Here is a 25,314-nt window from a genome sequence, read left to right on the forward strand (position 1 = left end):
TGCCCCGATGAACCGCTCGCTCACCGCCATACTCGCCGACGACCATGCCATCGTGCGCGAGGGGCTGAAGCTGCTTATCTCGGCTATGGACAATGTCTCGGTCGTCGCCGAGGCTGCGGATGGCGAGGCGCTGCTTGGCCAGCTGCGAAGCACGCGCGCCGACCTTTTGATCCTCGACCTCGGCATGCCGGGTGTGGCCGGGATGCAGTTTATCGCCACCATCAGGACCTTGGCACCACGCCTGCGGATCGTGGTGCTGACGGCCAATGTCGAGCCGAGGACAGTACGCGCCGCGCTCAGCGCCGGCGCCAACGCCTACCTGACCAAGGATGGCGATCCCGAGGAACTCGGCGCTGCCATCGAAGCGGTCAAGAACGGAGGCACCTATCTGGCGAAAACCGTTCGCTTCGCGGTCAGCGATATAGGCAGGGACAGCGAGCCGATAGCCGCGCAGGAAATCCTGTCCCCGGTACCGCTGACGCGACGCGAACGGCAGATCCTTCAACTGGTGGCGCAAGGCATGATCACGCGCGACATCGCCGAACGACTGGGCATCAGCCTGCCGACCGCTCGCAAACATCGCGAAAATCTGATGGGCAAGCTCAGTCTCCACAACACCGCCGAACTGACCGCCTACGCGGTTCGTCTGGGATTGCCCACCGGCTGATATCGCAGCCGCTACAATGGGCAACCCGGCAACGTCCCCTTAACCATCGGCAGATTAGCCAAACCCGATCATCACCCAAATACGGCATCCGTCGTATGTTTTCGGCCTGCCCCCCGGCCTACTCCTCCCACGGCTTGATCATGGGAGGAGCTGTCATGCCATCGCTGGATCTCTGGATTCCGTTCGCCCTCGCAACGCTCGCCTTCGCCTGCATGCCAGGACCGGCGATTCTCTACATGACAGCGCAGACGCTGGCCCATGGCCGTCAGGCGGGATTGATGGCGGCACTGGGTGTCCATCTTGGTTGTTACGTGCACATCCTGGCCGCGGCGGTCGGGCTCGCCGCACTGATGGAACACGCGCCGGTCGCTTTCTTGGTGATCCGATGGGCGGGCGCCGCATATCTCATTTCGCTGGGCCTTGCCATGTTCCTGGGCTGGAACCGGATGGGTGAGGATGGTGCCAGGCCGGCCCCGAATACATTTCGCGACAGCATGGTCGTCGAGATCCTCAATCCCAAGACGGCACTGTTCTTCCTGACCTTCCTGCCGCAGTTCGTGGATCCGTCAGCCGGCATGGCCGTCGGGTTGCAGTTCCTCATCCTCGGCATCATCGTCAATCTCATCTTCTCGATGGCCGACCTTGCGGCGGTCGGCATCGCCTCGCTCGCCGTTGGCCGGTTCACTGGCGCCGGATGGGTGATCCCCAAGACATGCGGTTCGATCCTCATCGGACTTGGCGTGGCGCTCGTCAGCCATCATATCTGAACCTGCAAATGAAGAGCCGCGATTTCGAGGGAGATCTGACGGTGAAATTTCAGCGGCTGCTGGCGGCAAGGCCCGATATGCCGAAGGATGGCTGACGGCCTGCTCGCGCATCCGGCAAGATATACCGGAACCGGCGCGCCTTCGGGGCCATCGCCCGAATTCTACAGACCCTAGGCCGCGCCTACCCGCCGCCGCCTTCCTTCTCAGCCTCCTGCTTCAGCGTCGCAATGAACCGCTTCGTCCGTTGCTGCTCCGGATTGTTGAACAGCACCGCGGCCGGTCCCTTCTCGACGACGACGCCGGCATCGAGGAACACCACTTCCTTGGCGATCTTGGAGGCGAGGCGCAGATCATGCGTCGCCATCACCATGGTCGTGCCTTCACTGGCGAGCTTGCCAAGCACGTCGACCACCTCTTGCGCCAGTTCCGGGTCGAGTGCCGAGGTCGGCTCGTCGCAGAGCAGCACTTTCGGCGACGGCGCCAAGGCGCGGGCGATCGCCACGCGCTGCTGCTGGCCGCCCGACAGCGTCGCCGGCCAGGCGTCGGCCTTGTGCGCCATCCCCACCTTCTCCAGCAGAGCCAGCGCCCGCTCGCGTGCCCTCTCAGGCGCCCATTTCAGCACCGTCACCAGCCCTTCCATGACGTTCTCGATCGCGGTGCGATGCGGAAACAGCTGGAAGTTCTGGAACACCATGCCGGTCTGCAGCCGCAGGCGCTGGATATCCCTGGCCGGAACCCTGCCACCAGGATGGAATTCGAGCGTCTCGTCGCCGATGCGCACCGTGCCCGAGGTCGGGATCTCCAGGAGGTTGATGCAGCGCAGCAGGGTGCTCTTTCCCCCGCCCGACGGGCCGACCAGCGCCGTGACGCTGCCTTCGGCAATGGTGACCGTCACGCCCTTCAACACGAGATTGTCGCCAAAGCGCTTTTCGATGTTGCTGAGGCCGATCATGAGCGTGCCTCCAGGAAGCCGCCATAGCGGTTGAGCCGGGTCTCCAGCCGCGTCTGCAAGGCCGACAGCACCGAACTCAGCGCCAGATAGAGGATCGCCGCCTCGACATAGAGGATCAGCGGCTCATAGGTGGTGGCGACGATGCGCTGCGCCGCCTGGAACATCTCCGGCACGGTGATGGCGGCGGCCAGCGACGTATCCTTGACCAATGAGATGAAGGTGTTGGAAAGCGGCGGCACCGCGACCCGGCCGGCTTGCGGCAGGATGGTGCGCCGCATCGCCTGGCTCCAGGTCATGCCGATCGAATAGGCGGCTTCCCATTGGCCCTTCGGCACCGAGCCTATGGCCGCGCGGATGATTTCCGACGTGTAGGCGCCGATGTTGAGCGTGAAGCCGATCAACGCCGCCGTGAAGGCGTCGAGCAGGATGCCGACCGACGGCAGGCCGTAGAAGATAAGGAACAGCTGCACCAGCAGCGGCGTGCCGCGGAAAATCCAGACATAGAAGCGCACCAGCGCGACCAGCGGTTTCGGACCAAACAGCCGGGCAAGCGCCGCACCCAACCCAACGGTCAGCCCAAGGACGAAGGACAACAGCGTCAGCGGCACGGTGAAGATCAGCGCCGCCCACAACAGCGAAGGCAGCGACTCCAGCATCAGTTGCAGCCAGTGCGGCACGTAAGACCCTCCAAATAAGTCGAGGCTTCGTCGAGGCGCGACATATCACGACAAAAGCGGCGGACCGTCAAAGACGGCTCGCCGCTCGATATGTCCTGTGGGCCGCGGAGCGGCCCGCCTCATAGATTACTTCGAAACGTCCTGGCCGAAATAGGTGTCGGAGATTTTCTTATAGGTGCCGTCGGCCTTGATGTCGGCCAGCGCCTTGTTGATCGCCGCGACCAGCTCCGGATCGCCCTTGCGCACGATGACGCCGGAATAGTCGGCGTTTTCCTCTTGCGCGGCGATCTTCACATTGGCGTCGGGCTTGTGCTTCTTGAAGTCGAGGAACGACAGGCTGTCATTGATCGTGGCGTCGGCACGGCCTGTCAGAAGCAGCTGGATCGATTGGTCGAAGCCATCGGTGCCGACCAGCTCGGCGCCGTTCGTTTCGGCCAGCTTGCCGAAATTCGAGGTCAGCGACTGCGCCGACTTCTTGCCCTTGAGATCGGCAAAGGTCTTGATGTCTGTGTTGTCGCCGCGCACGATCAGCACCGCCTTGGAGGCGATGTAAGGATCGGAGAAGTCGTACTTGGCCTTGCGGGCATCGGTGATGCCGACCTCGTTGATGACGGCGTCATAGCGATTGGCGTCGAGGCCGGCGATCAGCCCGTCCCACTTGCCTTCGAGGAATTCGACCTTGACGCCGAGCTTGTCGGCGATCGCCTTGGCGATTTCGACGTCGAAGCCGACCAGTGCGCCCGAAGTGTCATGATAGGTGAATGGCGCATAAGTGCCTTCCGTGCCGACCTTGATGACCCCGGCCTGCTTGATCTGGTCGAGATTGGCGCCGGCATGGCCTGCGGTGACAGCCAAGGCCTGCAGCGTTCCGGCGATGATGAGCGACTTGAGCCATTTCATTTTTCTGTGATCCCGTCCTTGGCCGGCCGACCGGCATATTGTGAGCGCTGGAAACTGACAGATGCAAGCCGAAAAAATAAGGAACAGAATTCCAAAAACAACCAGTTTCTGAAATCGCATACTCAAACTGGCGCTTTCCAGCCGACACCAGAACTGTCGCGGATCATCCCCGGAGCCCGTCGGGCAACACAATCCCGCAGCCACGGTCGCGGAACCTTTCCCGCGCATGGCAGTTCTGGCTGTTCTAGGGCACGGCGCCGCCATTTCAACCCGGGCGCCAGCCAAGTTTGCAAAGTCATCCGCACCACCCAGGGAGCGCCTCATGATGGAAGACACGGCAGGACGGATCATGGTCCGCGCGGCAATGAAGGCTCCCTACCTCGAACGTGACGAAGAGCATCGGCTTGCATTGCTCTGGAAAGAGGACAACGACCAGAACGCGCTGCACAGCATCACCGTCGCGCATATGCGGCTGGTCATTTCCATGGCCTCCAAATTCCGCCATTACGGCCTGCCGCTCGGCGACCTGGTCCAGGAGGGTCATGTCGGACTGCTCGAGGCCGCCGCCCGCTTCGAGCCGGAGCGCGAGGTGCGGTTCTCGACCTATGCGACATGGTGGATCCGGGCCTCGATGCAGGACTACATCCTGCGCAACTGGTCGATCGTGCGTGGCGGCACCAGCTCGGCGCAGAAGGCGCTGTTCTTCAACCTGCGACGCCTGCGCGCGCGGCTGGCGAATGGCGCCGAGCCACTGTCAAACGCAACGCTCTATCGCGAAGTATCGGAAGCACTCGGCGTCTCCGAAGCCGACGTGGCGATGATGGATTCGCGGCTGTCGGCTCCCGACTCCTCACTCAACATGCCGGTTGCCGACGATGCGGGTTCGACCGAGCGCATGGACTTCCTGGTCTCGGACGATCCGCTGCCCGACGAGATCGTCGGCGACAAGATCGATGTCGCGCGCCGCTCGCTCTGGCTGAGGGAGGCGCTTCGCGCGCTCAACGCACGGGAGTTGAGGATCATCGAGGAACGCCGGCTTAACGACGAGGGCGCGACGCTGGAAGCGCTCGGCGAAACCCTCGGCATCTCCAAGGAACGCGTCCGCCAGATCGAGGCCCGCGCCATGGAAAAGCTGAAGGTCGCGTTGGTGAAGCAGAATCCGGAGTTCATGGCGACTGCCGCCTGAACGGCGGCAGGCGTCCGGAGGTGCCTACTTGTCCGTGACGATCTTGACCTTGTCGCCGGCCGAAACCGCGGCACCAGGCGACAGCGCGTTGAGGACGCGGAACAGGTCGAGCTTACGGTCGACGCCGACCATCTGCGCCGAAAGCGAACCCATCGTCTGCCCAGGCTGGACAGTGACGACGCGGATGCGCAGCGGCTTCAGCGCCGCCTTTTCGGCAGCGCTCAGGATCCGGAACGAGCCGCTGACCGAGCGGGCGATCGTGTCCAGCGACGTGCTGGCCGAAGGGGCCGCGGTCAGCAGCCGGTAGACCTGGCCGCCGGCGCGGATCACCGCAATGTCGAACTGCCAGCCTTCGGCGCCGGCATGCGCGGTCGCTGCCTCGTTGCCGTTGATGGTTTCCTGCCTGACGCTGCTGTCGACGAGACCAGCCACCCAGCCGCTGCGGATATAGTCCGTCAGCGCCCGGTTCTTGTCGATCGACACGCCATCGAAACGGATCGCTATGTCGCCGGGGCCGGTGGCCGTCACCGCTGCCGCCGAATTGTCGATGATGAAGCCGTCCGGTACCGTGAACGAAACGCCAAGGCCCGGATGCAGGAAGGTTTCGCCGCGCACATAGCCTTCTTCCGGCGTGTCGCCATAGAGCAGGCCGTCTATGCCGGCGAGGAAGGAATCGCGGTCGCGCGTGCCGACGCCCGGCGCGCCGAACTGGCGGGCATGGCGCTGCGCCAGATCGATGCGCTGCGGCGTATTGGGGTGCGTGGCCAGGAAATCGAGGCTGGCGTCGGTGGCGCCGCTGATCGAGCGGAAATCGGTGTAGGCCGACATCGATTGCAGGAAGCGGCCGGCGGCGAAAGGATCGTAGCCGGCCTCGCCGATCGACTTGATGCCGATGGCGTCGGCTTCCAGCTCCTGGTTGCGCGAGAATTGCGCGAGCCTCAGCTTGCCGCGGATCAACGCCGCCTTGGCGGTCGGGCTGTCGCCGAGCACATCGGAAACCACCTTGGTCGCCAGGCCTTCCTCTGCCTCGAGTTGCTGGCGCTGCAAGCCGTGATTGGCGGTGACGTGGCCCATCTCATGCGCGATGACAGCGGCAAGCTCGGCCGAATCATTGGCCAGCGCCAGGAGGCCGCGCGTGATGTAGAGATAGCCGCCCGGCAGCGCGAAGGCATTGACATTGGGCGAATTCAAAATGGTGATGCGATAGGTCTGTGTCGGGTTGGCGGACACCACCGTCAAACTACCGACCACCTTGGCGACCATGCGCTCGAGCTTGGGATCGGAATATTCGCCGCCATAGGTCGCCAGGATGCGCGGATGCTGCGCCCTGGCCAATTCGGCGAGCTTGTTGTTGGCGCCGACATTGTCCACCGTGATCGGCTTGTCGGAAGGCTGGAAGCCGGATTCCTGAACTTCCGGCGGCGTGAACATCTGGCAGCTTGCCAACGCCACGGCAAAGCCGGCCAGCGCGAGGAAGCGCGCCAGCGGTTTCATTCCCAATGTGTTAGCGCCGATCGCCAGAACGGCTTCCTTTCGGGTCCCGGCACATGACATTGAAAATCGGGGACGATCTTCAGAATGCTCACGTGCCATATCTCAAACTGCTGCAGTATCCGCGGCCCGTCCCAGGGGCGGGCGCCGGATACTGCAGGCAAATCACGGCCCGTGCCGGACCGGTAGGGCGGACCTAGCCACACTCCCCCGGTCATGGCAAGCAAACGCCACATCGCCTGGAGCCGGTTTGACCGTAAATTATGTCCGCTTCCGGGCAACATCGCGTGATGTGGAATATCCGGCACCCGCGCCGATATAGCGCCGGAACGCCTCCGGACCAGCCCCGGCAAAGAAATCATCAGCCTTGCCGGTCGCGGCGACCAACCCATTGTCGACAAACACCATATGCTCGCCGATGCGGCGTGCATCCTCCGGCTGGTGGGTGACGAACAGCACTGTCATGGCGCGTTCGGCATGAACGGCGGCAACCAGATCCAGCATCTCGTCGCGCAAAGCCGGTCCGAGCGAAGCGAAGGGCTCGTCGAGCAGCAACACCGGTCGGTCGCGCACCAGCACGCGGGCCAGGGCGACGCGCTGGCGTTCGCCCCCCGAGAGCTCGCGCGGCAGGCGTTTCTCCTTGCCCGCAAGACCGGTGCGCGCAAGCGCCTCGGCGACCGCAGCGCGGTCCGCCTCGGTCAGCCGCAGGGATGGCGAGCGGCCGAGCCCGACATTCTGCTCGACGGAAAGATGCGCGAAGAGATTGTTCTCCTGGAACACCATCGACACCGGCCGCGCCGAGGCCGGCTCGGCGCTGACATCGACACCGCCGATCAGCACGCGGCCCGACCGTGGGGTCTCGAAGCCGGCGACCAGATTGAGCAGCGTCGACTTGCCCGAACCGCTCGGCCCCATGATGGCGGTGATCGTCGCCGCGGCAAACTCGACATCGAAAACAAGCGGCGCCTCGCCATAGCTGCCATAGCTGAACGACACTTTGTCCAGCCGCACCGGCGCGCCCTTCGCGAGCCCGTTGGCCGCCTTTTCACGCATCACGGACCTCCTCCCTTCCCAGCCAGTGCGCCGCCACGATCAAAGCGAGACAGACGAGGCCGAGCAGCAGTGCGAGGCCGGCGGCATCCTCGGTGCGGTAGCTGCCCATCCGAGCCAGAAGAAGGTAGGGCAATGTCTGCACGGAATCACTGCCGAACAAGGCAATGACACCGAGATCGCCGAGCGACAGCGCCATGGCGAAAGCGAAGGCCGTGGCGAGCGGTCGCCGCAGCGACGGCCAGTCGACCAGCATCAGCCGGTTCCAGCCCGCAATGCCGAGTTGTGCACAGAGCCGTTCGTGACGCTCGCTCGCCGCATCATAGGCGGGACGCACGGCGCGGAGCGCAAACGGCATCGCCATCACCGCGTTGACGGTGACGACCATGACCGGGGCGATGGCGAAGACATCGCCGACATGGCGCAACAACAGGAACCAGCCGGCGCCGACGACGATCGGCGGCACGACCAGGACAAAACCGGCGCCTGTATCGGTCGCGTGTTCGAGCAGTGTCTTTGCGCCGGCACGGCGGGTCAGCGCTAGCGCCCGCCGCGCCATGGTCAGCGCCAGCGACAGCATCACCGAAAGCAGCGCCGACAGGAAGGCGAGCGCCGCGCTGGTCAGCGTTGCCTGCCGGACAGTGGCCTCGCCGGCCAAGCGGGCGAGATCGGCACTCAATCCGGCCATCACGGTTGCCGCCATCGGCCCGACAACGAACAGCAGCGCCAGGACGATGAGTAGCGCGTTCAACCAGGTCTCGCTCCGATTGACCGAGAGATAGCGGCGTTGCGCGACCGGCAAATTGGTGTCGCCGACCACATTGGCGCCTAGCCGCGTCAGTGCCAGCACCACGATAAAGGTCAAGGCGATCTGCAGCAGCGTCAGTGCAACGGCCCGTGCGGGATCGAAATCGAAGCGCAGCGCCTGGTAGATGCCGACCTCAAGCGTCGTCGCGGCCGGCCCGCCGCCGAGCGTCAGCACGATCGTGAAGGATGTGATGCAGAGCATGAAGACCAGCCCGGCGACGCCGGGCAGTGCGGCGCGCAGCGTTGGCCATTCGATCAGCCGGAACGCCGGCCGGGCCGCCATGCCGAGTTGGCTCGCCAGCCGCCATTGGTCGGCCGGTATGGTCTGCAGCGCCTCGAGGAACAGCCGCGTCGCCAGCGGCAGGTTGAAGAAGACATGGGCGACGAGAATGCCGGACAGGCCATAGATGCCCGGCCAGCTTCCGCCGCCGATAACGGCAAGCACGCCGGCGAAATAGCCGGCACGGCCATAAAGCGCCAGGATGCCGAGCGCTGCAACGATGGCCGGCAGCGCCAATGGCACGGCGAAGATCTGCAGGATGAAGGCGCGGCCGAAGAAACGTGGATGCCGCGACAGAGCGCGCGCCACAAACAGCCCCGGGATGACCGAAAGCAGCGTCGACAGGACCGCTTGCCAGAGCGTGAAGCGAATGACGCGAAGCAGATAGGGATCGAAGGCTGCCCAGGCGCCCGAGAAATCATGGGCGCCCTCGAAAAGCAGGCCGGCAAACGCGCCGCCGATCAGCAGCGCGATTGCAGCGAGCGCTACAATGCCGGCACTGACGCGGGAATCCGTGGAATGCGCCGGCGCCATCGCGCTGCCTATTTGCTCATCACCGCCAGCCATTCATCGACCCAGGCCTTGCGGTTGGCGGCGACCTCTTGCGGGCTGAACAGCAAGGTCTTCGTCGGCTTGACCAGTTTGTCGAAGGCCGGATTGAGCGGCTTGTCGGTCTTGCCTGCCGGGAACATCCAGTTGGTCTCGGGGATGGCATCCTGGAATTTCGGCCCGGTCATGAAGGCCATGAACTTGGCCGCCAGCGGATTCTTGGCTCCTGTCGTGGTGATACCCGCCACCTCGATCTGCAGATACTCGCCCTCCTCGAAGGAGGCCGCCTGGTAGCGCTCCGTGTTCTCGGCGACCATGTGGTAGGCTGGCGACGTCGTGTAGGACAGCACCATCGGCGCCTCGCCCTTGGTGAACAGCCCATAGGCCTCGCTCCAGCCCGGCGTCACGGTCAGCACCTTGGCCTTGAGCTTGGCCCAGGCCTCGGGTGCCTTGTCGCCATAGACCGACTTGACCCAAAGAAGCAGGCCGAGGCCTGGCGTCGAGGTGCGCGGATCCTGGATGACGATCTTGTCGTTGGCACTGCCTTCGATCAGCTCCTTCAGGCTCTTCGGCGGCGTCTTCATCTTCTGCGTGTCATAGACGACAGCGAAATAGCCGTAGTCGAAGGGGACAAAAGTGTCGTCGCTCCAGCCGCCCGGCACATTGACATCCGTCACCGCGCCATGCGGCGCGAACAAGCCTGACGCCTTGGCATCGGCGGTGAGATTGGTATCCAGGCCAAGCACGATATCGGCCTTGGTCGATGCGCCTTCCAATCTGACGCGGTTGAGCAGCGCGACGCCATCGGCGACCGAGACGAAGTCGACGTCGCAGCCGCATTCGGCCTCGAACTCCTTCTTCACCACGGGACCCGGACCCCAGTCGGCGGTGAAACTCTCATAGGTGTAGACGGTGAGCTTGTCCTTGGCCAAGGCGGGCCCGGACAAGGCCACGACCGTTGCTGAAACAAGAGCGTATAAAAGCGTGCGCATCGGCGCCTCCTTCGTTCGAATTGAAAGGAATTGAGGCGTCGGACTGTCCGAAACGTCTAATCCCTCCGCCGGTACAAACCGGATCAGGTTCAGCGGGTTGGCGAGACTGCCTCTCAGCCGGTCCGCGAAGATCGCGTCCGGCACCCCGTTAGAGCGTTTCGACACATAGGCCGGGCCGATCCGCCATGCAAGCGGGAGTTTGCCGCCTTCCGTTTCCCGTGCCGGGCTGGTAAGGGCCACACGATATGAGCACATTCACCATCCTGCTTGGCGGCGATCTCATCCGTACGCCACGGCTCGACCGTCAGGTCAAAGGCTCCCGCGTCATCGCCGCCGACGCCGGCATCGGTCATGCGCGGTTGCTGGGTCTCGTGCCGGAGCTGTGGGTGGGTGATTTCGATTCGGTGCCGGCCAACCTGCCGGACGATCTCGCTTCCGTGCCGCGCCGGACCTTCCCGGCGGAAAAGGACCAGACCGATGGCGAACTTGCCGTCGCCGCGGCACTGGAGCGCGGCGCGACCCGCCTGGTGCTGGCCGGCGCCTTTGGCGGCAAGCGCGCCGACCACGCTTTTCTGCATCTGTCGCTCGCCCTGCGGCTGGCGGAGGCGGGAACGGACGTGCTTTTGACCAGCGGCGCTCAGGAAGGCATCCCCCTGCTGCGCGGAACGGCCGGCTTCGACTATGCCGACGGCACGCTGTTTTCGGTGCTCGGCTTTTCCGAGCTCGACGGCCTGACCGTCACCGGCGCCAAATGGCCGCTCGCTCACGTCAAGGTGGCGTTCGGTTCGTCGCTGACCATTTCCAACGAGGTCAAGTCCGACAAGACCGGGGGCCGCCTCGAAATCGCGCTCGGCCATGGCCGCGCGATGCTGCTCGCTCATCCCTATCCCTTACCTGAAAGCTGACATGGCCCCGCCCCTTCTCAACCTCGACGGGATAAAACTGACCTTCGGCGGCACGCCGCTGCTCGATGGCGCCGCCTTGACGGCTTCGGCCGGCGACAAGATCGCACTGGTCGGCCGCAACGGGTCCGGCAAGTCGACCCTGCTGAAGATCGCCGCCGGCCTGATCGAGCCGCAGGACGGCGAAGTGTTCCGCCAGCCTTCGGCGACCGTCCGCTATTTGCCGCAGATGCCCGACATGGAAGGTTTTGCCACTGTCCGCGCCTATGTCCAGGCCGGGCTTGGCCCCGCCGACGATCCCTACCGCGCCAGCTATCTGATGGAGCATCTCGGCCTGTCGGGTGAGGAACGTCCGAACGACCTGTCGGGCGGCGAGGCGAGGCGCGCCGCCCTTGCCCGCGTCATGGCGCCAGAGCCCGATATCCTGCTGCTTGATGAGCCGACCAACCATCTCGACCTCTCGGTCATCGAATGGCTGGAAGAAGAACTCATCCGCACCTCCTCGGCGCTGATCGTCATCTCCCACGACCGCCGCTTCCTCGAACGCGTGTCGCGCGCCACGGTCTGGCTCGATCGCGGCCAGACCCGCAGGCTGGACAAGGGCTTCGGCCATTTCGAGGAATGGCGCGACCTGGTTCTGGAGGAAGAAGAACGCGAGCAGCACAAGCTCGGTCGCCAGATCGTTCGCGAAGAGCATTGGCTGCGCTACGGCGTGACGGCGCGGCGCAAGCGCAACATGCGCCGGCTCGGCGAGTTGCAGACCATGCGCCAGCGTTTTCGCGGTCATCGCGGGGCCGAAGGGTCGGCGACCATGGTGGCGAGCGACGCCACCGAGTCCGGCAAGCTGGTGATCGAGGCGAAAAACATCGAAAAGAGCTTTGGCGATCTCACCGTGGTCAAGGCGTTTTCGACCCGCATCCAGCGCGGCGATCGCGTTGGCCTGGTCGGGCCGAACGGCGCCGGCAAGACCACGCTCTTGAAGATGCTGACCGGCGAGATGAAACCGGACGCCGGTTCGGTGCGGCTCGGCACCAATCTGGAGATCGCCACGCTCGACCAGAAGCGCGAGGCGGTCGACCCGCAGGAGACGCTGGCACAATATCTCACCGATGGACGCGGCGAGAACCTCGTCATCAATGGCGAGCAGCGCCACGTCGTCTCCTACATGAAGGATTTCCTGTTCAAGCCGGAGCAGGCGCGCACGCCGGTGCGCGAGTTGTCCGGCGGCGAGCGGGCGCGGCTCCTGCTGGCGCGCGTGCTGGCGCGGCCCGCAAACCTTCTGGTGCTCGATGAGCCGACCAACGATCTCGACATGGAGACACTTGAACTGCTGCAGGAACTGGTCGCCGGTTTCGCCGGCACCGTCATCCTGGTCAGCCACGACCGCGATTTCCTCGACCGCACCGTGACCAGCCTGATCGCGCCGGATGGTGAAGGCCGCTGGATCGAATATGCCGGCGGCTACTCCGACATGTTGGCGCAGCGCGGCGGCACGAAGCTGGACGACCGCAAGGCGCGGGCGAGAGCCGAAAATGGCGAGGCGCCCGCGTCAGGCAAGAGCGAAGCCGCCGCGCCAAAAGTGCCGGCGAAGAAACTGTCGTTCAAGCAGAAATTCGCACTGGAATCCCTGCCGAAGAAAATCGAAGCTGTGATGGCCTCTATCTCGCGGCTGGAGAACAACATCGCCGATCCGGCCTATTACGAGCGCGATCCGGCCTCGTTCCAGAAAACCATCGCCGCCCTCGACAAGGAGCGCGCCACGCTGGCCGCGCTCGAGGAAGAATGGCTGGAACTGGAGATGTTGCGCGAGGAGATGGAGGGGTGAGGAGTGTTTCGGCCGTAGGCCGATCAATCGACGACGATTTGTCGATTGAAGCGACGAACGCCCGGAGCCATAGCGAAAGGGGCCGAGCGCCCCTACCTGCAGCTAGAACCGCCTGATTGCCTCCATACAGAAATGCGCATATATTATGCGCATGTTGCGGAGGCTATTATGCGCAAAATTGCCTTGAGTGCGACCCGTCAGCCAGCAAATCTGTCGATCGATTCGAACCTCATGAGGGAAGCCAAGGGACTTGACGTGAATGTCTCGCGCGCTGCGGAGGCCGGCATCGCGGAGGCGGTGGCTGCCGAAAAAACGCGACTGTGGAAGCTTGAGAACCGCGCCACGATGGACGCGTGGAACGACTATATCGAGAAACATGGCATCCCGCTGGAAGAGTACCGGCAGTTCTGATGCCCCGCTATGATGTCTTCGCCGGTCGCATCGAAGGCAGCTATGTGCTCGACGTTCAGTCAGAGCTGCTCGACAATTTCAAGACGCGGGTGGTCGTGCCGCTTCTGCCGGTCGCAATGGTGCCACCGCCGATGCGAAGGCTTCATCCGATTTTTGAGATCAACGGTCGAAAGCTCGTTATGGCAACACACCTGGTTGCCACCGTTTCTGCCAGCGAATTAGGCGAAAGTCGGCTGAACCTGATCAAGCACCACGACGACATCGTCGCTGCGCTCGACATGCTGTTCCAGGGCTTCTGAACGGCGGCTACAGCGTCTCAGCCTGCCGTCTTGGCCTGCCAGGCCTTGATTGCCTCGTCGAACACCTTCTCTCCGGGAATGCCCTTTTCCATGGTCAGCAACGCCCGCCGTCCGGTCTTGTAGACCACCGGCACGTCGATCCAGTCCTGGCCGCGCAACAAGGTCATGTTGGCGTCTTCGTCGGCCTTGGTGTCGTTGAGCGCGACGAGGAAGAAGCCGTCGGCAATCTTGGCCGGAATGCCGATCAGCGGGCTGCCGGCATCCTGCTCCGAAGCCTTCATGGCAACGCGCAGGATGTTGTCGACACCGCCGCCCTCGAAGCCGTCGGGCGTCAGGAAGATCATCTCGATGATATGGCTGGCCGGCAGCGTCTGGTCGGTGTTGCGGCGGATGGTCATGCGCAACTGGATGTCCTTGCCGGGAATGGTCGCCTCGGCGCGGATCGCCGGCTCCGGCGGCAGGTCGCCACCGGGCGATTCCTGCACCAGCGACCAGACGATGTTGCCGGGCTCGGCGGAGCCCTGGGCGGTGCTGGTGCGCTCCTCATAGAAGATCGCCTTCTGGCCGACAGGCAGGGCGGCTTCCGCAGGCGCAGCCGCCGGCGCGGGCGGCGCGGCACCTGCCGGTGCTGGCGGCGTGCCGGCAGCATCGGCCGGCGCTGCAGGCGCTGCTCCGTTGGCAGGCGGCGTTGCGGGGGCGGCATCTGTCGCCGGAGGCGTAGTCGCGGCAGGCGTACCCGCGGCCGGTGCGGAAATCGCCGGTGCGTTCGTGGCCGAGGGCGGGGTGGTCAGCGCCGCGACCGATTCGCCTTCGCCGATGCCGCTTTGGCCACCGGCCGGACCCGGGTCGACTTCACCACCCTGCGGTGTCAGCCGCTGGGTGAATTTCGTGCTTTCGGCTTCCGTGCCGCCAGCCGCGGGCGCCGGCGGCGCTGCCGCGGCATCGGTTGCCGGCTTGGCCGGCGCCGGCTTCACGGGTTCGGTTTTCGCTACCTGATTGCCGCCAAGCCCCAGCATCTTGCCGAAGGCGTCCTTGTTCAGCCAGATGCCGTAGCCGCCGCCGGCAACGACCAGCAGTGCGACGACGGCCGCGATCAGCCCGCCATAGCTGCGCTTGCGCTCGGCGGGACGCAGGCGCTGGAAGGTGTCCTGTACCGGCTCTTCATTGTCTTCGTTGCTGGAAAAGACATCGGCCTCGTCGTCCGCCTCCTCGGCGTTCACGCCTGGAAGAGGCGTGTCGGCGCGAGCCGGCTGGGCAGGCGCCGGCGTCGATCTTTGCCAGCTTGGCTCGACCTTGGCGGCAGGCGGCGGCGCGGGTTGATAGGGCTCGGGCTTGGCGACGGGCGGTGCCGGCCAGGCCGATTCCGCCTTCGCCGGCTGCCTCGTATGGCTTGGCTGGTTCTTGTTGCGATCGATCGACGAAAAGATGTGTTCCAGCTCCGCGAGCGGGTCGGTCTCCGGCACGCTCTTGGCATAATCGCGCTCGACGCTTGTAATGGCGTCTTCCAGCGAACGCATCTGCGTGGCTATGGCTTCGGGAGCCCACGGCGGCGAACGTTCACCAAGCTTCTTCGCCAGCATGGTGCGAACGCTGGCATAGATGCGCGTACGCTTTTCCGGCGTCTCGTCGCCATGCTTGTCGAGCGCGTTTTTCAGAATAGCAACGAAATCTGCCATGCTTCAGTCGACCTGTATTTTGCTTCCGCGTCGGCCCCCGCAAATCAGCCGCGATGCCCGGAAAGGCTCAGAAACTAGTCTTGAAACGGATCGGTCACAAGTATCGTGTCGTCGCGTTCCGGGCTGGTGGAAAGGAGCGCGACCGGTGCGCCGATGAGCTCCTCGATGTAGCGGACATACTTGACCGCCTGGGCCGGCAGATCATTCCAGCTGCGCGCGCCGGCAGTGGTGCCTTTCCAGCCCTCGAGCGTCTCGTAGACCGGTTCGACACGTGCCTGCGCGCCCTGGCTGGCCGGCAGATAATCGATCATCTCGCCGTCGAGACGGTAACCGGTGCAGACCTTGATCTCGTCCAGCCCGTCAAGCACGTCGAGCTTGGTCAGCGCGATGCCCTTGATGCCGTTGACCGCGACGGCCTGGCGCACCAGCACCGCGTCGAACCAGCCGCAGCGGCGCTTGCGACCGGTGACGACGCCGAATTCATGGCCGCGCGTGCCGAGGAATTCGCCGACCTCGTTCTTCTGCTCGGTCGGGAACGGACCCTCGCCGACGCGTGTCGTATAGGCCTTGGTGATGCCGAGCACATAGCCGATGGCGCCCGGGCCAACGCCGGAGCCGGCGGCAGCCTGTCCGGCAACCGTGTTCGACGAGGTCACGAACGGATAGGTGCCGTGGTCGATATCGAGCAGTGTGCCCTGCGCGCCCTCGAACAGGATGCGCTCGCCAGCCCGGCGCTTGTCGTCGAGGATCTTCCAGACCCGGTCCATATAGGGCAGGATGTCGTCGGCGACCGAGGTTAGTTCCTGCATGATCGCGTCATGCGTGACTTCCGCATGACCAAGCCCGCGACGCAGCGCATTGTGGTGCGTCAGCAGCCTGTCGACTTTCAAGGGCAGTGTTTCCAAATCCGCCAAATCCATCACCCTGACCGCGCGCCGGCCCACCTTGTCCTCATAGGCGGGGCCGATGCCGCGACGGGTCGTGCCAATCTTCGTCCCGGAATTGGATGCGGCGTCCTCACGAAATCCGTCCAGCTCTCGATGCAGGGACAGGATAAGCGCTGTGTTTTCGGCTATTTTCAGGCGATCCGGCGCCACTTCGACACCTTGCGCCTTGAGTTTTGCCACCTCGGCGACGAAAGCGTGCGGGTCGAACACGACGCCATTGCCGATGATGGACAGCTTGCCCTGGCGCACGACGCCCGACGGAAGCAACGACAGCTTGTAGACCTTGCCGTCGACGACCAGCGTATGGCCGGCATTGTGGCCGCCCTGGAAACGCACCACGACATCGGCGCGCTCCGACAGCCAGTCGACGATCTTGCCCTTGCCTTCGTCACCCCACTGCGAGCCGACGACCACCACATTGGCCATGTTTCTTTTCCCTTGAGACGCCGCCAAGCGGCTTGAATATGGTTCGAAACGACAGGCCTCTATAACGTCAAGACCTCGCGAGCGCGACCTTTCTTTGCCGTCGAAAATGCCCTGAGGCACAACAATTTTCGGCTTTGACATCATTTACTTGGGCGAGCGAGGGCAATAGGCCGGCAAACACCGCAGCTCCGGCGACTGGAATCCCGCGATGCATCGAAGCGCCTACATATTCCTGCTGCTCACCACCTTGCTTTGGGGTGGAAATTCGGTGGCCGGCAAGCTGGCGGTCGATCACGTCTCGCCGATGACGCTGGTCTTCCTGCGCTGGGTGCTGGCCGTGGCGATCATGCTGCCCATCGGCTGGAAGACCATCCAGAAGGACTGGCCGATGGTCCGCAAGCACTGGTTCGTGCTGGTCGCCCTCGGCGCCAGCGGCTTCACCCTGTTCAACACCATCTTCTACACGGCGCTCAACTACACGACAGCGATCAATGTCTCGATCGAACAGGCGGCTATGCCGATCCTGATCATGACTGCCAATTTCGTCTTCTTCCGCCTGCGCGTGAACTGGGCGCAGATTGTCGGCGTCGTGCTGACCATCGCCGGCGTGATCCTCACCGCCTGCCATGGCGACCCGCGCCGGCTGTTGACGCTGGAACTCAATTTCGGTGACGCCATCATGCTGGTCGCCGTCTTTCTCTACAGCGGCTATTCGGTGGGGTTGCGGCTGAAGCCGGTGATGCACTGGCAGAGCCTGATGCTGGCCCTGTCGGTTTCGGCACTCGTCACCTCGTTGCCGTTCTTCCTGTGGGAGGTCCTCGCCGGCAAGGTCATCATGCCCGACGCGCGCGGCTGGACCGTCATCGTCTATACGGCGATCGGCGCATCGGTCGTTTCGCAGATCTTCTACATCAGGGGCAACGAGCTGATCGGCGCCAACCGCGCCGGCCTGTTCATCAATCTGGTGCCGATCTTCGGCACGCTGCTGTCGGTGCTGATCGTCGGCGAGACGTTCCAGCTCTATCAGGCGCTGGCCTTGGTGCTCGTGCTGGGCGGCATCGGGCTTGCCGAATACAGCGGGCGCAAGATGGCGGTGGCGGACCACCGCGGATGACATTTGGCGGCTGACGCCCTCCGCCGTCGCGGTAATCACGCGAACGGCCTGGACTTCGCCAATGGCGCGGAAACAGCGGCATGAATCCTGCCGCGTCCCCTACTTGGAACATTTCACCTCCAGCGGAGTTTGAACGCCAGGGAGGCGACATGATGAGCCACAACCCTCGCAGCACGGCAAGCATTGCTGGTCACCCTATCCACCCGATGCTGATTCCGTTTCCGATTGCCTTTTTTGTCGGCACCTTCGTTTGCGACCTTATCTTCTGGCGAACAGCCGATCCTGGATGGGTCACCGGGTCGCTTTGGCTTCTCGGCGCAGGCCTGATCATGGCTGCCCTGGCTGCGCTTGCTGGCTTGACGGATGTTCTCGGCGATGTGCAGGTCCGCAATCTCACGACGGCATGGCTCCATGCCGGCGGCAATGTACTCGTCGTGTTGATCGAGCTTTACAACTGGTACTCGCGGTATGCCGGCGGAGCGGCGGCCGTGATGCCAACCGGCATCGTCCTATCGCTGATCGTGGTTCTCATCTTGCTGTTTACGGGCTGGAAGGGCTGGGAACTGGTCTACCGACATCGCGTGGGTGTCTCCGATGGCTCGGACGAGTTGACATGAACCGGCCGCCGCGGCGGCCGGCGTCAACGAGGTGGGTCGGCGACCGCCTGTCCTCAATCACATCGCGTTGACGTCGAACTGCAGCCGCTTGGCCGAGTCGATCGACTTGTGCGCCTTGACCTTTTCCAGCACGGCTTCCGGGAACGGCGCGTCGAGATAGAGCAGCGCTATGGCATCGCCGCCCGGCCGGTTGCGGCCGAGCTGGAAGTTGGCGATGTTGACGCCATTCTCGCCGCAGACGGTGCCGAGCAGGCCGATGATGCCCGGCGCGTCCGCATTGGTGGTGTAGAGCATGTGCTGGCCGACCTCGGCATCGAGGTTGATGCCCTTGATCTGGATGAAGCGTGGCTTGCCATCCGAGAAGCATGTGCCGGCGATCGAGCGCGTCATGTGCTCGGTCTTCACCGTCAGCTTGATATAGCCGTCGAACACGCCCGACTTGTCGCGCTTGACCTCGGCCACGATGATGCCGCGCTCCTTCACCATGATCGGCGCCGACACCATGTTGACGTCCGAGACCTGAGGCCGGATCAGCCCGGCGAGTGCTGCACTGATCAGCGCGCGCGTGTTCATCGTCGCGGTCGAGCCGTCGAACAGGATCTCCACCTCCTTGATCGGATCCTCTGTGACCTGGCCGACAAAGGCGCCGAGCACCTCGGCGAGCTTGACGAACGGCTTCAGCCGCGGCGCCTCCTCGGCGGTGATCGACGGCATGTTGATGGCGTTGGAGACGGCGCCCTTGATCAGATAGTCGGCCATCTGCTCGGCAACCTGCAGCGCGACATTCTCCTGGGCCTCCGTCGTCGAGGCGCCGAGATGCGGCGTCGCCACCACATTCTCCATGCCGAACAGTTCGTTGTTCTCGGCCGGTTCGACCTCGAAGACGTCGACGCCAGCGCCGGCCACCTTGCCACTCTTCAGCGCTGCGACCAGATCGGCCTCGACGATCAGACCGCCGCGTGCGCAATTGATGATGCGCACGCCCTTCTTCATCTTGGCGATCGCCGCGGCATCGATGATGTTGCGCGTCTTGTCGGTCAGCGGCGTGTGCAGGGTGATGAAATCGGCGCGGGCGAACAGCTCGTCGAGCTCGACTTTGTCGACGCCAAGCTCCTCGGCACGGCTGTCCGACAGGAACGGATCGAAGGCGATGACGTGCATCTTGAGGCCAACGCCGCGCGTCGCGACGATCGAACCGATGTTGCCGCAACCGATGACGCCCAGCGTCTTGCCGGTTACCTCGACGCCCATGAAGCGGTTCTTTTCCCATTTGCCGGCATGGGTCGAGGCGTTGGCTTCGGGGATCTGGCGCGCCAGCGCAAAGATCATCGCCACCGCATGTTCGGCTGTGGTGATCGAGTTGCCGAAGGGCGTGTTCATCACGATGATGCCCTTGCGGCTTGCCGCCGGGATATCGACATTGTCGACGCCGATGCCGGCGCGGCCGATGACTTTGAGATTGGTTGCGGCGTTGATCAGCTTTTCGGTGACCTTGGTCGCCGAGCGGATGGCGAGGCCATCATACTGGCCGATCACTTCGGCGAGCTTATCCTTGTCCTTGCCGAGATCGGGCAGATAGTCGACCTCGACGCCGCGATCCTTGAAGATTTGCACGGCGGTGGGGGAGAGTTTGTCTGAGACGAGAACGCGGGGCGCCATGGCGGCCTCCTTGAAATGGATTTGATCCTGATGGGAGTGGGCGGCCCGAAGGCCGCCGCGAACGATCTCAGGCCGCCGCTTTGAGCGACGCCTTCTGTGCGGCGAATGCCCAGTCGAGCCAGGGCAGCAGCGCTTCGAGATCCGACGTCTCGACCGTCGCGCCGCACCAGATGCGCAGGCCGGGCGGTGCGTCGCGATAGGCACCGATATCATAGGCGACGCCTTCCTTGTCGAGCACCGACACCAGCCCCTTGGCGAAGGCCGCCTGCCCGTCGGCGTCGAGCGCGGACACGTCCGGATCGGTGAAGGACAGGCAGACGGACGTGTTCGACCGTGTCGCCGGCTGGACGGCGAGATGACCGAGCCAGGAGGACTTGCCGACAAAGCGATCGAGGACGGCCGCATTGGCATCCGCCCTGGCGATCAGCGCGTCGAGGCCGCCGGTCGACTTCGCCCAGTTGAGCGCATCGAGGTAATCCTCGACGCACAGCATCGAGGGAGTGTTGATGGTCTCGCCCTTGAAGATGCCTTCGATCAGCTTGCCGCCTGAGGTCAGGCGGAAAATTTTCGGCAGCGGCCATGAGGGCTTGTAGGTTTCCAGCCGCTCGACGGCGCGAGGCGACAGGATCAGCATGCCGTGAGCGCCCTCGCCGCCCAGCACCTTCTGCCAGGAGAAAGTGACGACATCGAGTTTTTCGAAGTCGAGCCTCTGCGCGAATGCGGCGGAAGTCGCATCGCAGACGGTCAGGCCCTTGCGGTCCGCGGGAATGAAATCGCCGTTCGGCACGCGAACGCCCGACGTGGTGCCGTTCCAGGTGAACACCACATCGCGGTCGAAATCGATCTTGGTGAGATCAGGCAGTTCGCCGTAGCCGGCTTCGATGTTGCGCACGTCGGCGAGCTTCAATTGCTTGACCACGTCGGTGACCCAGCCGGAGCCAAAGCTCTCCCAGGCGACCATGTCGACACCGCGCTCGCCGAGCAGCGACCACAGCGCCATCTCGACCGCACCGGTGTCCGACGCCGGCACGATGCCGATGCGGTAACCCGCCGGGACCTGGAGAATCTCCCGCGTCAGCTCGATCGCCTGTTCGAGCTTGGTCTTGCCGATCTTGGCGCGGTGGGAACGGCCGAGCGCAGCATTTCTTAGCGCCTCGACCGACCAGCCGGGGCGCTTTGCGCAGGGACCTGAGGAGAAATTGGGGTTTGCCGGACGGAGTCCGGGCTTCGTATGCGTCGTCATCGTGGTCTATCCTTCCAGATAGTGGCCCCTCGTTGGGGAGGGGTGGCCCACGGACGGCGATATTCGTTCGGGCTTCAGGCGTCAAGAGGAAAGTTTTTGTCGTTGCCGGGATACCGGCGATCCCCGATCAGGATGTCGTGACTTCAAACGCAAACGACGGACCCCATGATCCGCCGTGCTGGTCCTCGTACTCGCCGCGCCTACCAGAGATCGTAGCGCAGCCCGACCTTGACCTGATGATAATCGAGGCCCTTTTTGAACTCAGGGTTGCCGACAGCGTCTGCTGTCACGTATTTCGCGGAAGGCAGAGCCGTGTATTGATATCCGACATCGACTGCAACATTCTTGCTGACCTGATAAGCAAAGCCGGCGCCGAGCGTATAGGCGAAGCTGAACTGCTTCTCCGACTGCGTCGTCCCATCATAGCCGTTTGGATCGTCGCATTCAAAGATGGTCGTGGTTGTACCTGATGTTGTCGATGAATTCTGACAGTTGCGAGCGCCTTGAGCGTACTTGTAGGTGCTGTACGCTATGCCGACACCGCCTCCGACATAGGGCGTGAAGCCGACATAAGTGCCCAGGTCGACAAAGGCGCTGGCCATCACATCGTAGGCCTTGTTGTTGCCGTCGTTGGAGCCTTCGCATCCACGGGTGCTTGGGCCGGCGAACGCGCTTGTGCTGCCACCGCTGGTGACAGTCACCGTCTGCGTTCCATCGCAAGTACTGTCGAATTTGCTGGCGAATTTGCTTGTCGGCAGCAGACCGAAATTCAATTCACCACGGAAGTAATCGTTGAAATGGTAGCCCATACCTATCGAACCAGACAGCGGGCTGGTATCCGTAACCAGACCGGCCGGAGTTTCCGAAAATTCATAGGGCTTGTTGAAGGCATAGCCGAGATCACCGCGCAGATACCAGCCGGAGCCGACCTCGACCGGGACGTAGTCGGGCGCCTGGTCGACATAGATCGGCGGATCGTAGTCGGCCGCGTGCACCGGCGTCAGCGGCAGGAGGGCTAGTGCACCGAGCGCCAGCGCCATACGCGATGTAAGTTTCATGGTCCCCGACTCCCGAATTTGGCGCAGCCCGCAATCGCAGCGGCAGCCATCGTTTCAAGGAGCATTGTTAACCATAGTGGTTAAGTGGCGGTTAAGGCTAACAGAGCGTTAGCGAATTCATTTCCCCTGTCGATTCCAGGCGGCCAACGAAAAACCGCCCGGCTGAGGCCGGGCGGTTTGTGAAGAATTCAAGTAATGTAGATGCTGTTACTTGGTGTAGATCGGCTCGGGTTCGGGCTGGTAGGCAACGACCGGCGCGGCGCAACCGTTGTTGCCACCGAACTGGTAACGCAGGCCACCGCGCACTTCGTGTGTGTTGATGCCACGATCGAAGCCGGGACCGGAGCTGGTGATGTTCCAGTCGAACATGCGGCCGCCCTGGATATGGGAGAAGCGGTAGCCGGCATCGAGAATGATCTTGTCGGTCAGGCAGTACGAAGCGCCGGCCATCAGACCGTAGGCGAAACGCCAGCTTGATCTGCCGGGATTGAACTCGGTGGTGTTCGGATCGTAGACATCATCCCACTTGACGCGGGCGCCGCCGATGCCGGCGCCAACGTAAGGCGTGATGCCGTGCCAGGTGCCGAGATCGACATAGGCATTGGCCAGCAGCAGCAGGGCGCTCATCTTCGACACTTCGGTCGATGTTCCGTTGATATCCGAGGTGCCGCCGTTGAAGTTCGACTTGAACCAGTAGTCGGCGGTCAGGTCGGTCCGGAAGTGGTCGTTGATCTTGTAACCAACGCCGGCACCGAGCGAGAACCCGCCCTTGAGCTTGCCGAAATCGAAACTTCTGGTGCCGGGCGTGACCGTACAATTACATTGATCGATGGTGTAGGTCATATAGTCGATGCCGCGCACGGTCGACTTGTGATAGTCGATGTCGCCGCGGATATACCAGCCGCCGACTTCTACCGGCTGCTCGTAGACGGCCTGAGGCGGAGCCTCTTCGACGATCGGTTCCGGCAGGTCGGCCGCGAACAACGGCCCCGCCAGGCCTGCGAACAGTAAGGCGAGCAGGGCCTTTCTTGCTGTCTTGAACATGCTTGTCACCCCTGAGAAGCTCGGAACGGCAAACCCGCCCGAAATGCGATTGGCTTTCAGTCGTGGATAATGAATTGCAAAGGTTAAAAGGCGTTTAACCCTGTTGCTTAACCACGAATCTCGAAACTTCTGGGAACCGGTGCGAGATTTCCGAACAGCGAACAGACTGGGAGCCGACAAGAAAAAGCCCGCCGAAAGGCGGGCCTTGGACAGGTTCAGGCGACGACGTCCTGCCGGACGCTGTGGGGTTCAGGCGGCGCTGCGCGTTTCCGAGATGATGTCCACGATGCCATTCACCACGGACTCGACCAGTTGCGGGTCGTCGCCCTCGGCCATCACGCGGATCAGCGGCTCTGTCCCGGATGGCCGGATAACCAGCCGTCCGGTCTTGCCGAGCCGGTTACGCGCGTCTTCGATGGCGGCCTTGACCGGCGCCTCCTCGAGCGGCTTGCCGCCGGAAATGTGAACGTTCTTCAGGAGTTGCGGCACGGGTTCGAATTTCTTCGACAGTTCGCTGACCGGCCGGCCCTGCCGCTTGATGCAGGCCAGCACCTGCAGCGCCGAAACCAGGCCGTCGCCGGTGGTCGAAAAGTCGGACAGCACGATATGGCCCGACTGTTCGCCGCCGACATTCAGCCCGTGCGCGCGCATATGCTCGACGACATAACGGTCGCCGACCTTGGTGCGGTGCAATTGCAGCTTCATGTCGCCGAGGAAGCGTTCGAGGCCCAGATTGGACATGACGGTTGAGACGACACCGCCGCCGGCAAGCCGCCCGCTCTGGTGCCAGGATTCGGCGATCAGCGCCATGATCTGGTCACCATCGACGATCGCGCCGTTTTCATCGACGATGACGACGCGATCGGCGTCGCCGTCGAGCGCGATGCCGATATCGGCGCGCACTTCGTGCACCTTCTTTTGCAGGCCGGCCGGGTGGGTCGAGCCGCATTCCTTGTTGATGTTGAAGCCGTTGGGCTCGACATTGATGGCGACGACTTCGGCGCCCAGTTCCCACAGCGCCTCGGGCGCCACCTTGTAGGCCGCGCCATTGGCGCAATCGACGACGATCCTCAAGCCCGCGAGCGACATCGAGCGCGGCAAGGTGCGCTTGGCGAATTCGATGTAGCGGTCATGCACGCCGTCGACGCGCTTGGCGCGGCCAAGCCCGTCGGAATCGGCGAGCGCCAGTTCGATATCCTTGTCGAGCATGCTCTCGATGCGCTCCTCGATCTCGTCGGAGAGCTTGTAGCCGTCGGGTCCGAACAGCTTGATGCCGTTGTCGTAATAGGGGTTGTGCGAGGCCGAGATCATGACGCCGATATCGGCGCGCAGCGAACGAACCAGCATGGCGACAGCCGGCGTCGGGATCGGGCCGAGCAGGAACACATCCATGCCGGCGGCACAAAGACCGGCGACCATGGCATTCTCGATCATATAGCCGGAAAGCCTGGTGTCCTTGCCGAGCACGACACGATGTCGATGGCTGCCGCGCTGGAAGGAAAGGCCGGCGGCCATGCCGACCCGCATCGCGATTTCAGCGGTCATCGGAAACTTGTTGGCGCGTCCGCGAATGCCGTCCGTGCCGAAATAATTCCCTGCCATGCCAGTCAGCTTCCTCGACGTTTCTTCCCCGGCACGTCATGCCACAAGTGGCCGGGGCGCTATGATCACATTGTGTGATTATACGTTACCAATCCTTAGAAAACCATTGTTGTGCACTGCACACAACGTGGCCGCAACCTGACATGCCCAGACTGCCATGCTGCAATATACAA

Annotated in this window: 23 protein-coding genes and 1 riboswitch; of the genes, 9 read left to right on the forward strand and 14 right to left on the reverse strand. The window is 63.4% G+C overall.

The genetic code is table 11. The annotated features are described in order from the left end of the window. The first annotated feature begins 7 nt into the window (after window positions 1-7). On the forward strand, window positions 8-667 hold the full coding sequence (locus LB559_RS17175) for a response regulator (RefSeq protein ID WP_024502940.1): 660 nt from the start codon (window positions 8-10) through the stop codon (window positions 665-667). 155 nt (window positions 668-822) lie between these two features. Then, window positions 823-1,434: a LysE family translocator gene (locus tag LB559_RS17180; protein ID WP_024502939.1), complete on the forward strand. Its 612-nt coding sequence runs from the start codon at window positions 823-825 to the stop codon at window positions 1,432-1,434. Between the two features lie 181 nt (window positions 1,435-1,615). Here the strand turns inward: LB559_RS17180 and LB559_RS17185 are convergent, their stop codons facing one another. The 3 genes from LB559_RS17185 to LB559_RS17195 all read right to left on the reverse strand — a co-directional run bounded on the left by LB559_RS17185 (window position 1,616) and on the right by LB559_RS17195 (window position 3,963). Further along, window positions 1,616-2,386, reverse strand: a complete 771-nt coding sequence (locus tag LB559_RS17185; RefSeq protein ID WP_013529175.1) for an amino acid ABC transporter ATP-binding protein — start codon at window positions 2,384-2,386, stop codon at window positions 1,616-1,618. Continuing rightward, on the reverse strand, window positions 2,383-3,063 hold the full coding sequence (locus LB559_RS17190; protein ID WP_013529174.1) for an amino acid ABC transporter permease: 681 nt from the start codon (window positions 3,061-3,063) through the stop codon (window positions 2,383-2,385). The genes LB559_RS17185 and LB559_RS17190 overlap by 4 nt, the downstream gene beginning before the upstream one ends. Window positions 3,064-3,189: 126 nt before the next feature. Next, window positions 3,190-3,963 carry an amino acid ABC transporter substrate-binding protein gene (locus LB559_RS17195; protein ID WP_013529173.1) on the reverse strand — a complete coding sequence of 258 codons (774 nt, stop codon included), beginning with the start codon at window positions 3,961-3,963 and terminating at the stop codon, window positions 3,190-3,192. A gap of 322 nt (window positions 3,964-4,285) precedes the next feature. On the opposite strand from LB559_RS17195, the gene LB559_RS17200 reads away from it, so the two are divergent. Next, window positions 4,286-5,149, forward strand: a complete 864-nt coding sequence (locus LB559_RS17200) for an RNA polymerase factor sigma-32 (protein ID WP_027162506.1) — start codon at window positions 4,286-4,288, stop codon at window positions 5,147-5,149. Window positions 5,150-5,173: 24 nt separating this feature from the next. Here LB559_RS17200 and LB559_RS17205 read toward each other — a convergent pair whose 3' ends face one another. The 4 genes from LB559_RS17205 to thiB all read right to left on the reverse strand — a co-directional run bounded on the left by LB559_RS17205 (window position 5,174) and on the right by thiB (window position 10,318). Further along, a complete protein-coding gene (locus LB559_RS17205) occupies window positions 5,174-6,643 on the reverse strand; it encodes a M48 family metalloprotease (protein ID WP_024502938.1) in 1,470 nt (489 codons plus the stop codon). 258 nt (window positions 6,644-6,901) lie between these two features. Then, window positions 6,902-7,693, reverse strand: a complete 792-nt coding sequence (gene thiQ / locus LB559_RS17210; RefSeq protein WP_027162507.1) for a thiamine ABC transporter ATP-binding protein — start codon at window positions 7,691-7,693, stop codon at window positions 6,902-6,904. Next, entirely contained in the window at window positions 7,686-9,311 is a 1,626-nt protein-coding gene (gene thiP, locus LB559_RS17215; protein ID WP_224674692.1) for a thiamine/thiamine pyrophosphate ABC transporter permease, read from the reverse strand. The genes thiQ and thiP overlap by 8 nt, the downstream gene beginning before the upstream one ends. Before the next feature lie 8 nt (window positions 9,312-9,319). Further along, window positions 9,320-10,318 (reverse strand): thiamine ABC transporter substrate binding subunit, encoded by a 999-nt coding sequence (gene thiB, locus LB559_RS17220; RefSeq protein WP_013529168.1) that lies wholly within the window; start codon window positions 10,316-10,318, stop codon window positions 9,320-9,322. A 43-nt stretch (window positions 10,319-10,361) separates the two neighbouring features. Next, window positions 10,362-10,476: riboswitch (TPP riboswitch) on the reverse strand. Window positions 10,477-10,563: 87 nt separating this feature from the next. On the opposite strand from thiB, the gene LB559_RS17225 reads away from it, so the two are divergent. From LB559_RS17225 to LB559_RS17240, 4 genes are all read left to right on the forward strand, one after another. Further along, entirely contained in the window at window positions 10,564-11,223 is a 660-nt protein-coding gene (locus LB559_RS17225) for a thiamine diphosphokinase (protein ID WP_027162509.1), read from the forward strand. Window position 11,224: 1 nt separating this feature from the next. Then, a complete protein-coding gene (locus LB559_RS17230) occupies window positions 11,225-13,045 on the forward strand; it encodes an ABC-F family ATP-binding cassette domain-containing protein (RefSeq protein WP_224674579.1) in 1,821 nt (606 codons plus the stop codon). 168 nt (window positions 13,046-13,213) lie between these two features. Continuing rightward, a complete protein-coding gene (locus tag LB559_RS17235; RefSeq protein WP_063170355.1) occupies window positions 13,214-13,456 on the forward strand; it encodes a type II toxin-antitoxin system CcdA family antitoxin in 243 nt (80 codons plus the stop codon). Continuing rightward, on the forward strand, window positions 13,456-13,755 hold the full coding sequence (locus LB559_RS17240; RefSeq protein WP_224674580.1) for a CcdB family protein: 300 nt from the start codon (window positions 13,456-13,458) through the stop codon (window positions 13,753-13,755). The genes LB559_RS17235 and LB559_RS17240 overlap by 1 nt, the downstream gene beginning before the upstream one ends. A gap of 17 nt (window positions 13,756-13,772) precedes the next feature. Here LB559_RS17240 and LB559_RS17245 read toward each other — a convergent pair whose 3' ends face one another. After that, entirely contained in the window at window positions 13,773-15,431 is a 1,659-nt protein-coding gene (locus LB559_RS17245) for a hypothetical protein (RefSeq protein ID WP_224674581.1), read from the reverse strand. A gap of 74 nt (window positions 15,432-15,505) precedes the next feature. Further along, window positions 15,506-16,804: an adenylosuccinate synthase gene (locus LB559_RS17250; RefSeq protein WP_024502931.1), complete on the reverse strand. Its 1,299-nt coding sequence runs from the start codon at window positions 16,802-16,804 to the stop codon at window positions 15,506-15,508. 208 nt (window positions 16,805-17,012) lie between these two features. Here LB559_RS17250 and LB559_RS17255 point away from each other — a divergent pair, with 208 nt between their 5' ends. Together LB559_RS17255 and LB559_RS17260 are read left to right on the forward strand one after the other, a co-directional pair. Beyond that, window positions 17,013-17,918 (forward strand): DMT family transporter, encoded by a 906-nt coding sequence (locus tag LB559_RS17255; protein ID WP_063173242.1) that lies wholly within the window; start codon window positions 17,013-17,015, stop codon window positions 17,916-17,918. 152 nt (window positions 17,919-18,070) lie between these two features. After that, on the forward strand, window positions 18,071-18,535 hold the full coding sequence (locus tag LB559_RS17260; RefSeq protein WP_013529160.1) for a DUF2231 domain-containing protein: 465 nt from the start codon (window positions 18,071-18,073) through the stop codon (window positions 18,533-18,535). Between the two features lie 57 nt (window positions 18,536-18,592). Here LB559_RS17260 and serA read toward each other — a convergent pair whose 3' ends face one another. The 5 genes from serA to glmM all read right to left on the reverse strand — a co-directional run bounded on the left by serA (window position 18,593) and on the right by glmM (window position 25,141). Further along, complete coding sequence (gene serA, locus LB559_RS17265; RefSeq protein WP_224674582.1) at window positions 18,593-20,194, reverse strand: phosphoglycerate dehydrogenase; 1,602 nt, start codon at window positions 20,192-20,194, stop codon at window positions 18,593-18,595. Between the two features lie 67 nt (window positions 20,195-20,261). Beyond that, window positions 20,262-21,437, reverse strand: a complete 1,176-nt coding sequence (locus LB559_RS17270; protein WP_027162512.1) for a phosphoserine transaminase — start codon at window positions 21,435-21,437, stop codon at window positions 20,262-20,264. 200 nt (window positions 21,438-21,637) lie between these two features. Beyond that, on the reverse strand, window positions 21,638-22,495 hold the full coding sequence (locus LB559_RS17275) for an outer membrane protein (protein ID WP_013529157.1): 858 nt from the start codon (window positions 22,493-22,495) through the stop codon (window positions 21,638-21,640). Between the two features lie 207 nt (window positions 22,496-22,702). Then, window positions 22,703-23,539: an outer membrane protein gene (locus LB559_RS17280; protein WP_224674583.1), complete on the reverse strand. Its 837-nt coding sequence runs from the start codon at window positions 23,537-23,539 to the stop codon at window positions 22,703-22,705. 249 nt (window positions 23,540-23,788) lie between these two features. Further along, the gene (gene glmM, locus LB559_RS17285; protein ID WP_127267139.1) at window positions 23,789-25,141 is read right to left on the reverse strand and encodes a phosphoglucosamine mutase; all 1,353 of its coding nucleotides are present in this window, start codon (window positions 25,139-25,141) and stop codon (window positions 23,789-23,791) included. Window positions 25,142-25,314 lie beyond the last annotated feature (173 nt).

Origin of the sequence: Mesorhizobium sp. BR1-1-3, assembly GCF_020165455.1 — a bacterium.
Lineage (GTDB): Bacteria > Pseudomonadota > Alphaproteobacteria > Rhizobiales > Rhizobiaceae > Mesorhizobium > Mesorhizobium ciceri.

Bases quoted from the DNA above. Each gene is read 5' to 3' on its own strand.
- LB559_RS17260 (WP_013529160.1), top strand. From the start codon at position 18,071: ATGAGCCACAACCCTCGCAGCACGGCAAGCATTGCTGGTCACCCTATC.
- LB559_RS17240 (WP_224674580.1), top strand. From the start codon at position 13,456: ATGCCCCGCTATGATGTCTTCGCCGGTCGCATCGAAGGCAGCTATGTG.
- LB559_RS17180 (WP_024502939.1), top strand. From the start codon at position 823: ATGCCATCGCTGGATCTCTGGATTCCGTTCGCCCTCGCAACGCTCGCC.
- LB559_RS17270 (WP_027162512.1), bottom strand. From the start codon at position 21,437: ATGACGACGCATACGAAGCCCGGACTCCGTCCGGCAAACCCCAATTTC.
- LB559_RS17195 (WP_013529173.1), bottom strand. From the start codon at position 3,963: ATGAAATGGCTCAAGTCGCTCATCATCGCCGGAACGCTGCAGGCCTTG.
- LB559_RS17230 (WP_224674579.1), top strand. From the start codon at position 11,225: ATGGCCCCGCCCCTTCTCAACCTCGACGGGATAAAACTGACCTTCGGC.
- LB559_RS17275 (WP_013529157.1), bottom strand. From the start codon at position 22,495: ATGAAACTTACATCGCGTATGGCGCTGGCGCTCGGTGCACTAGCCCTC.
- glmM (WP_127267139.1), bottom strand. From the start codon at position 25,141: ATGGCAGGGAATTATTTCGGCACGGACGGCATTCGCGGACGCGCCAAC.
- thiB (WP_013529168.1), bottom strand. From the start codon at position 10,318: ATGCGCACGCTTTTATACGCTCTTGTTTCAGCAACGGTCGTGGCCTTG.
- LB559_RS17185 (WP_013529175.1), bottom strand. From the start codon at position 2,386: ATGATCGGCCTCAGCAACATCGAAAAGCGCTTTGGCGACAATCTCGTG.
- thiQ (WP_027162507.1), bottom strand. From the start codon at position 7,693: ATGCGTGAAAAGGCGGCCAACGGGCTCGCGAAGGGCGCGCCGGTGCGG.
- LB559_RS17200 (WP_027162506.1), top strand. From the start codon at position 4,286: ATGATGGAAGACACGGCAGGACGGATCATGGTCCGCGCGGCAATGAAG.
- LB559_RS17250 (WP_024502931.1), bottom strand. From the start codon at position 16,804: ATGGCCAATGTGGTGGTCGTCGGCTCGCAGTGGGGTGACGAAGGCAAG.
- LB559_RS17205 (WP_024502938.1), bottom strand. From the start codon at position 6,643: ATGAAACCGCTGGCGCGCTTCCTCGCGCTGGCCGGCTTTGCCGTGGCG.
- LB559_RS17245 (WP_224674581.1), bottom strand. From the start codon at position 15,431: ATGGCAGATTTCGTTGCTATTCTGAAAAACGCGCTCGACAAGCATGGC.
- LB559_RS17225 (WP_027162509.1), top strand. From the start codon at position 10,564: ATGAGCACATTCACCATCCTGCTTGGCGGCGATCTCATCCGTACGCCA.
- thiP (WP_224674692.1), bottom strand. From the start codon at position 9,311: ATGGCGCCGGCGCATTCCACGGATTCCCGCGTCAGTGCCGGCATTGTA.
- LB559_RS17175 (WP_024502940.1), top strand. From the start codon at position 8: ATGAACCGCTCGCTCACCGCCATACTCGCCGACGACCATGCCATCGTG.
- LB559_RS17280 (WP_224674583.1), bottom strand. From the start codon at position 23,539: ATGTTCAAGACAGCAAGAAAGGCCCTGCTCGCCTTACTGTTCGCAGGC.
- LB559_RS17255 (WP_063173242.1), top strand. From the start codon at position 17,013: ATGCATCGAAGCGCCTACATATTCCTGCTGCTCACCACCTTGCTTTGG.
- serA (WP_224674582.1), bottom strand. From the start codon at position 20,194: ATGGCGCCCCGCGTTCTCGTCTCAGACAAACTCTCCCCCACCGCCGTG.
- LB559_RS17235 (WP_063170355.1), top strand. From the start codon at position 13,214: ATGCGCAAAATTGCCTTGAGTGCGACCCGTCAGCCAGCAAATCTGTCG.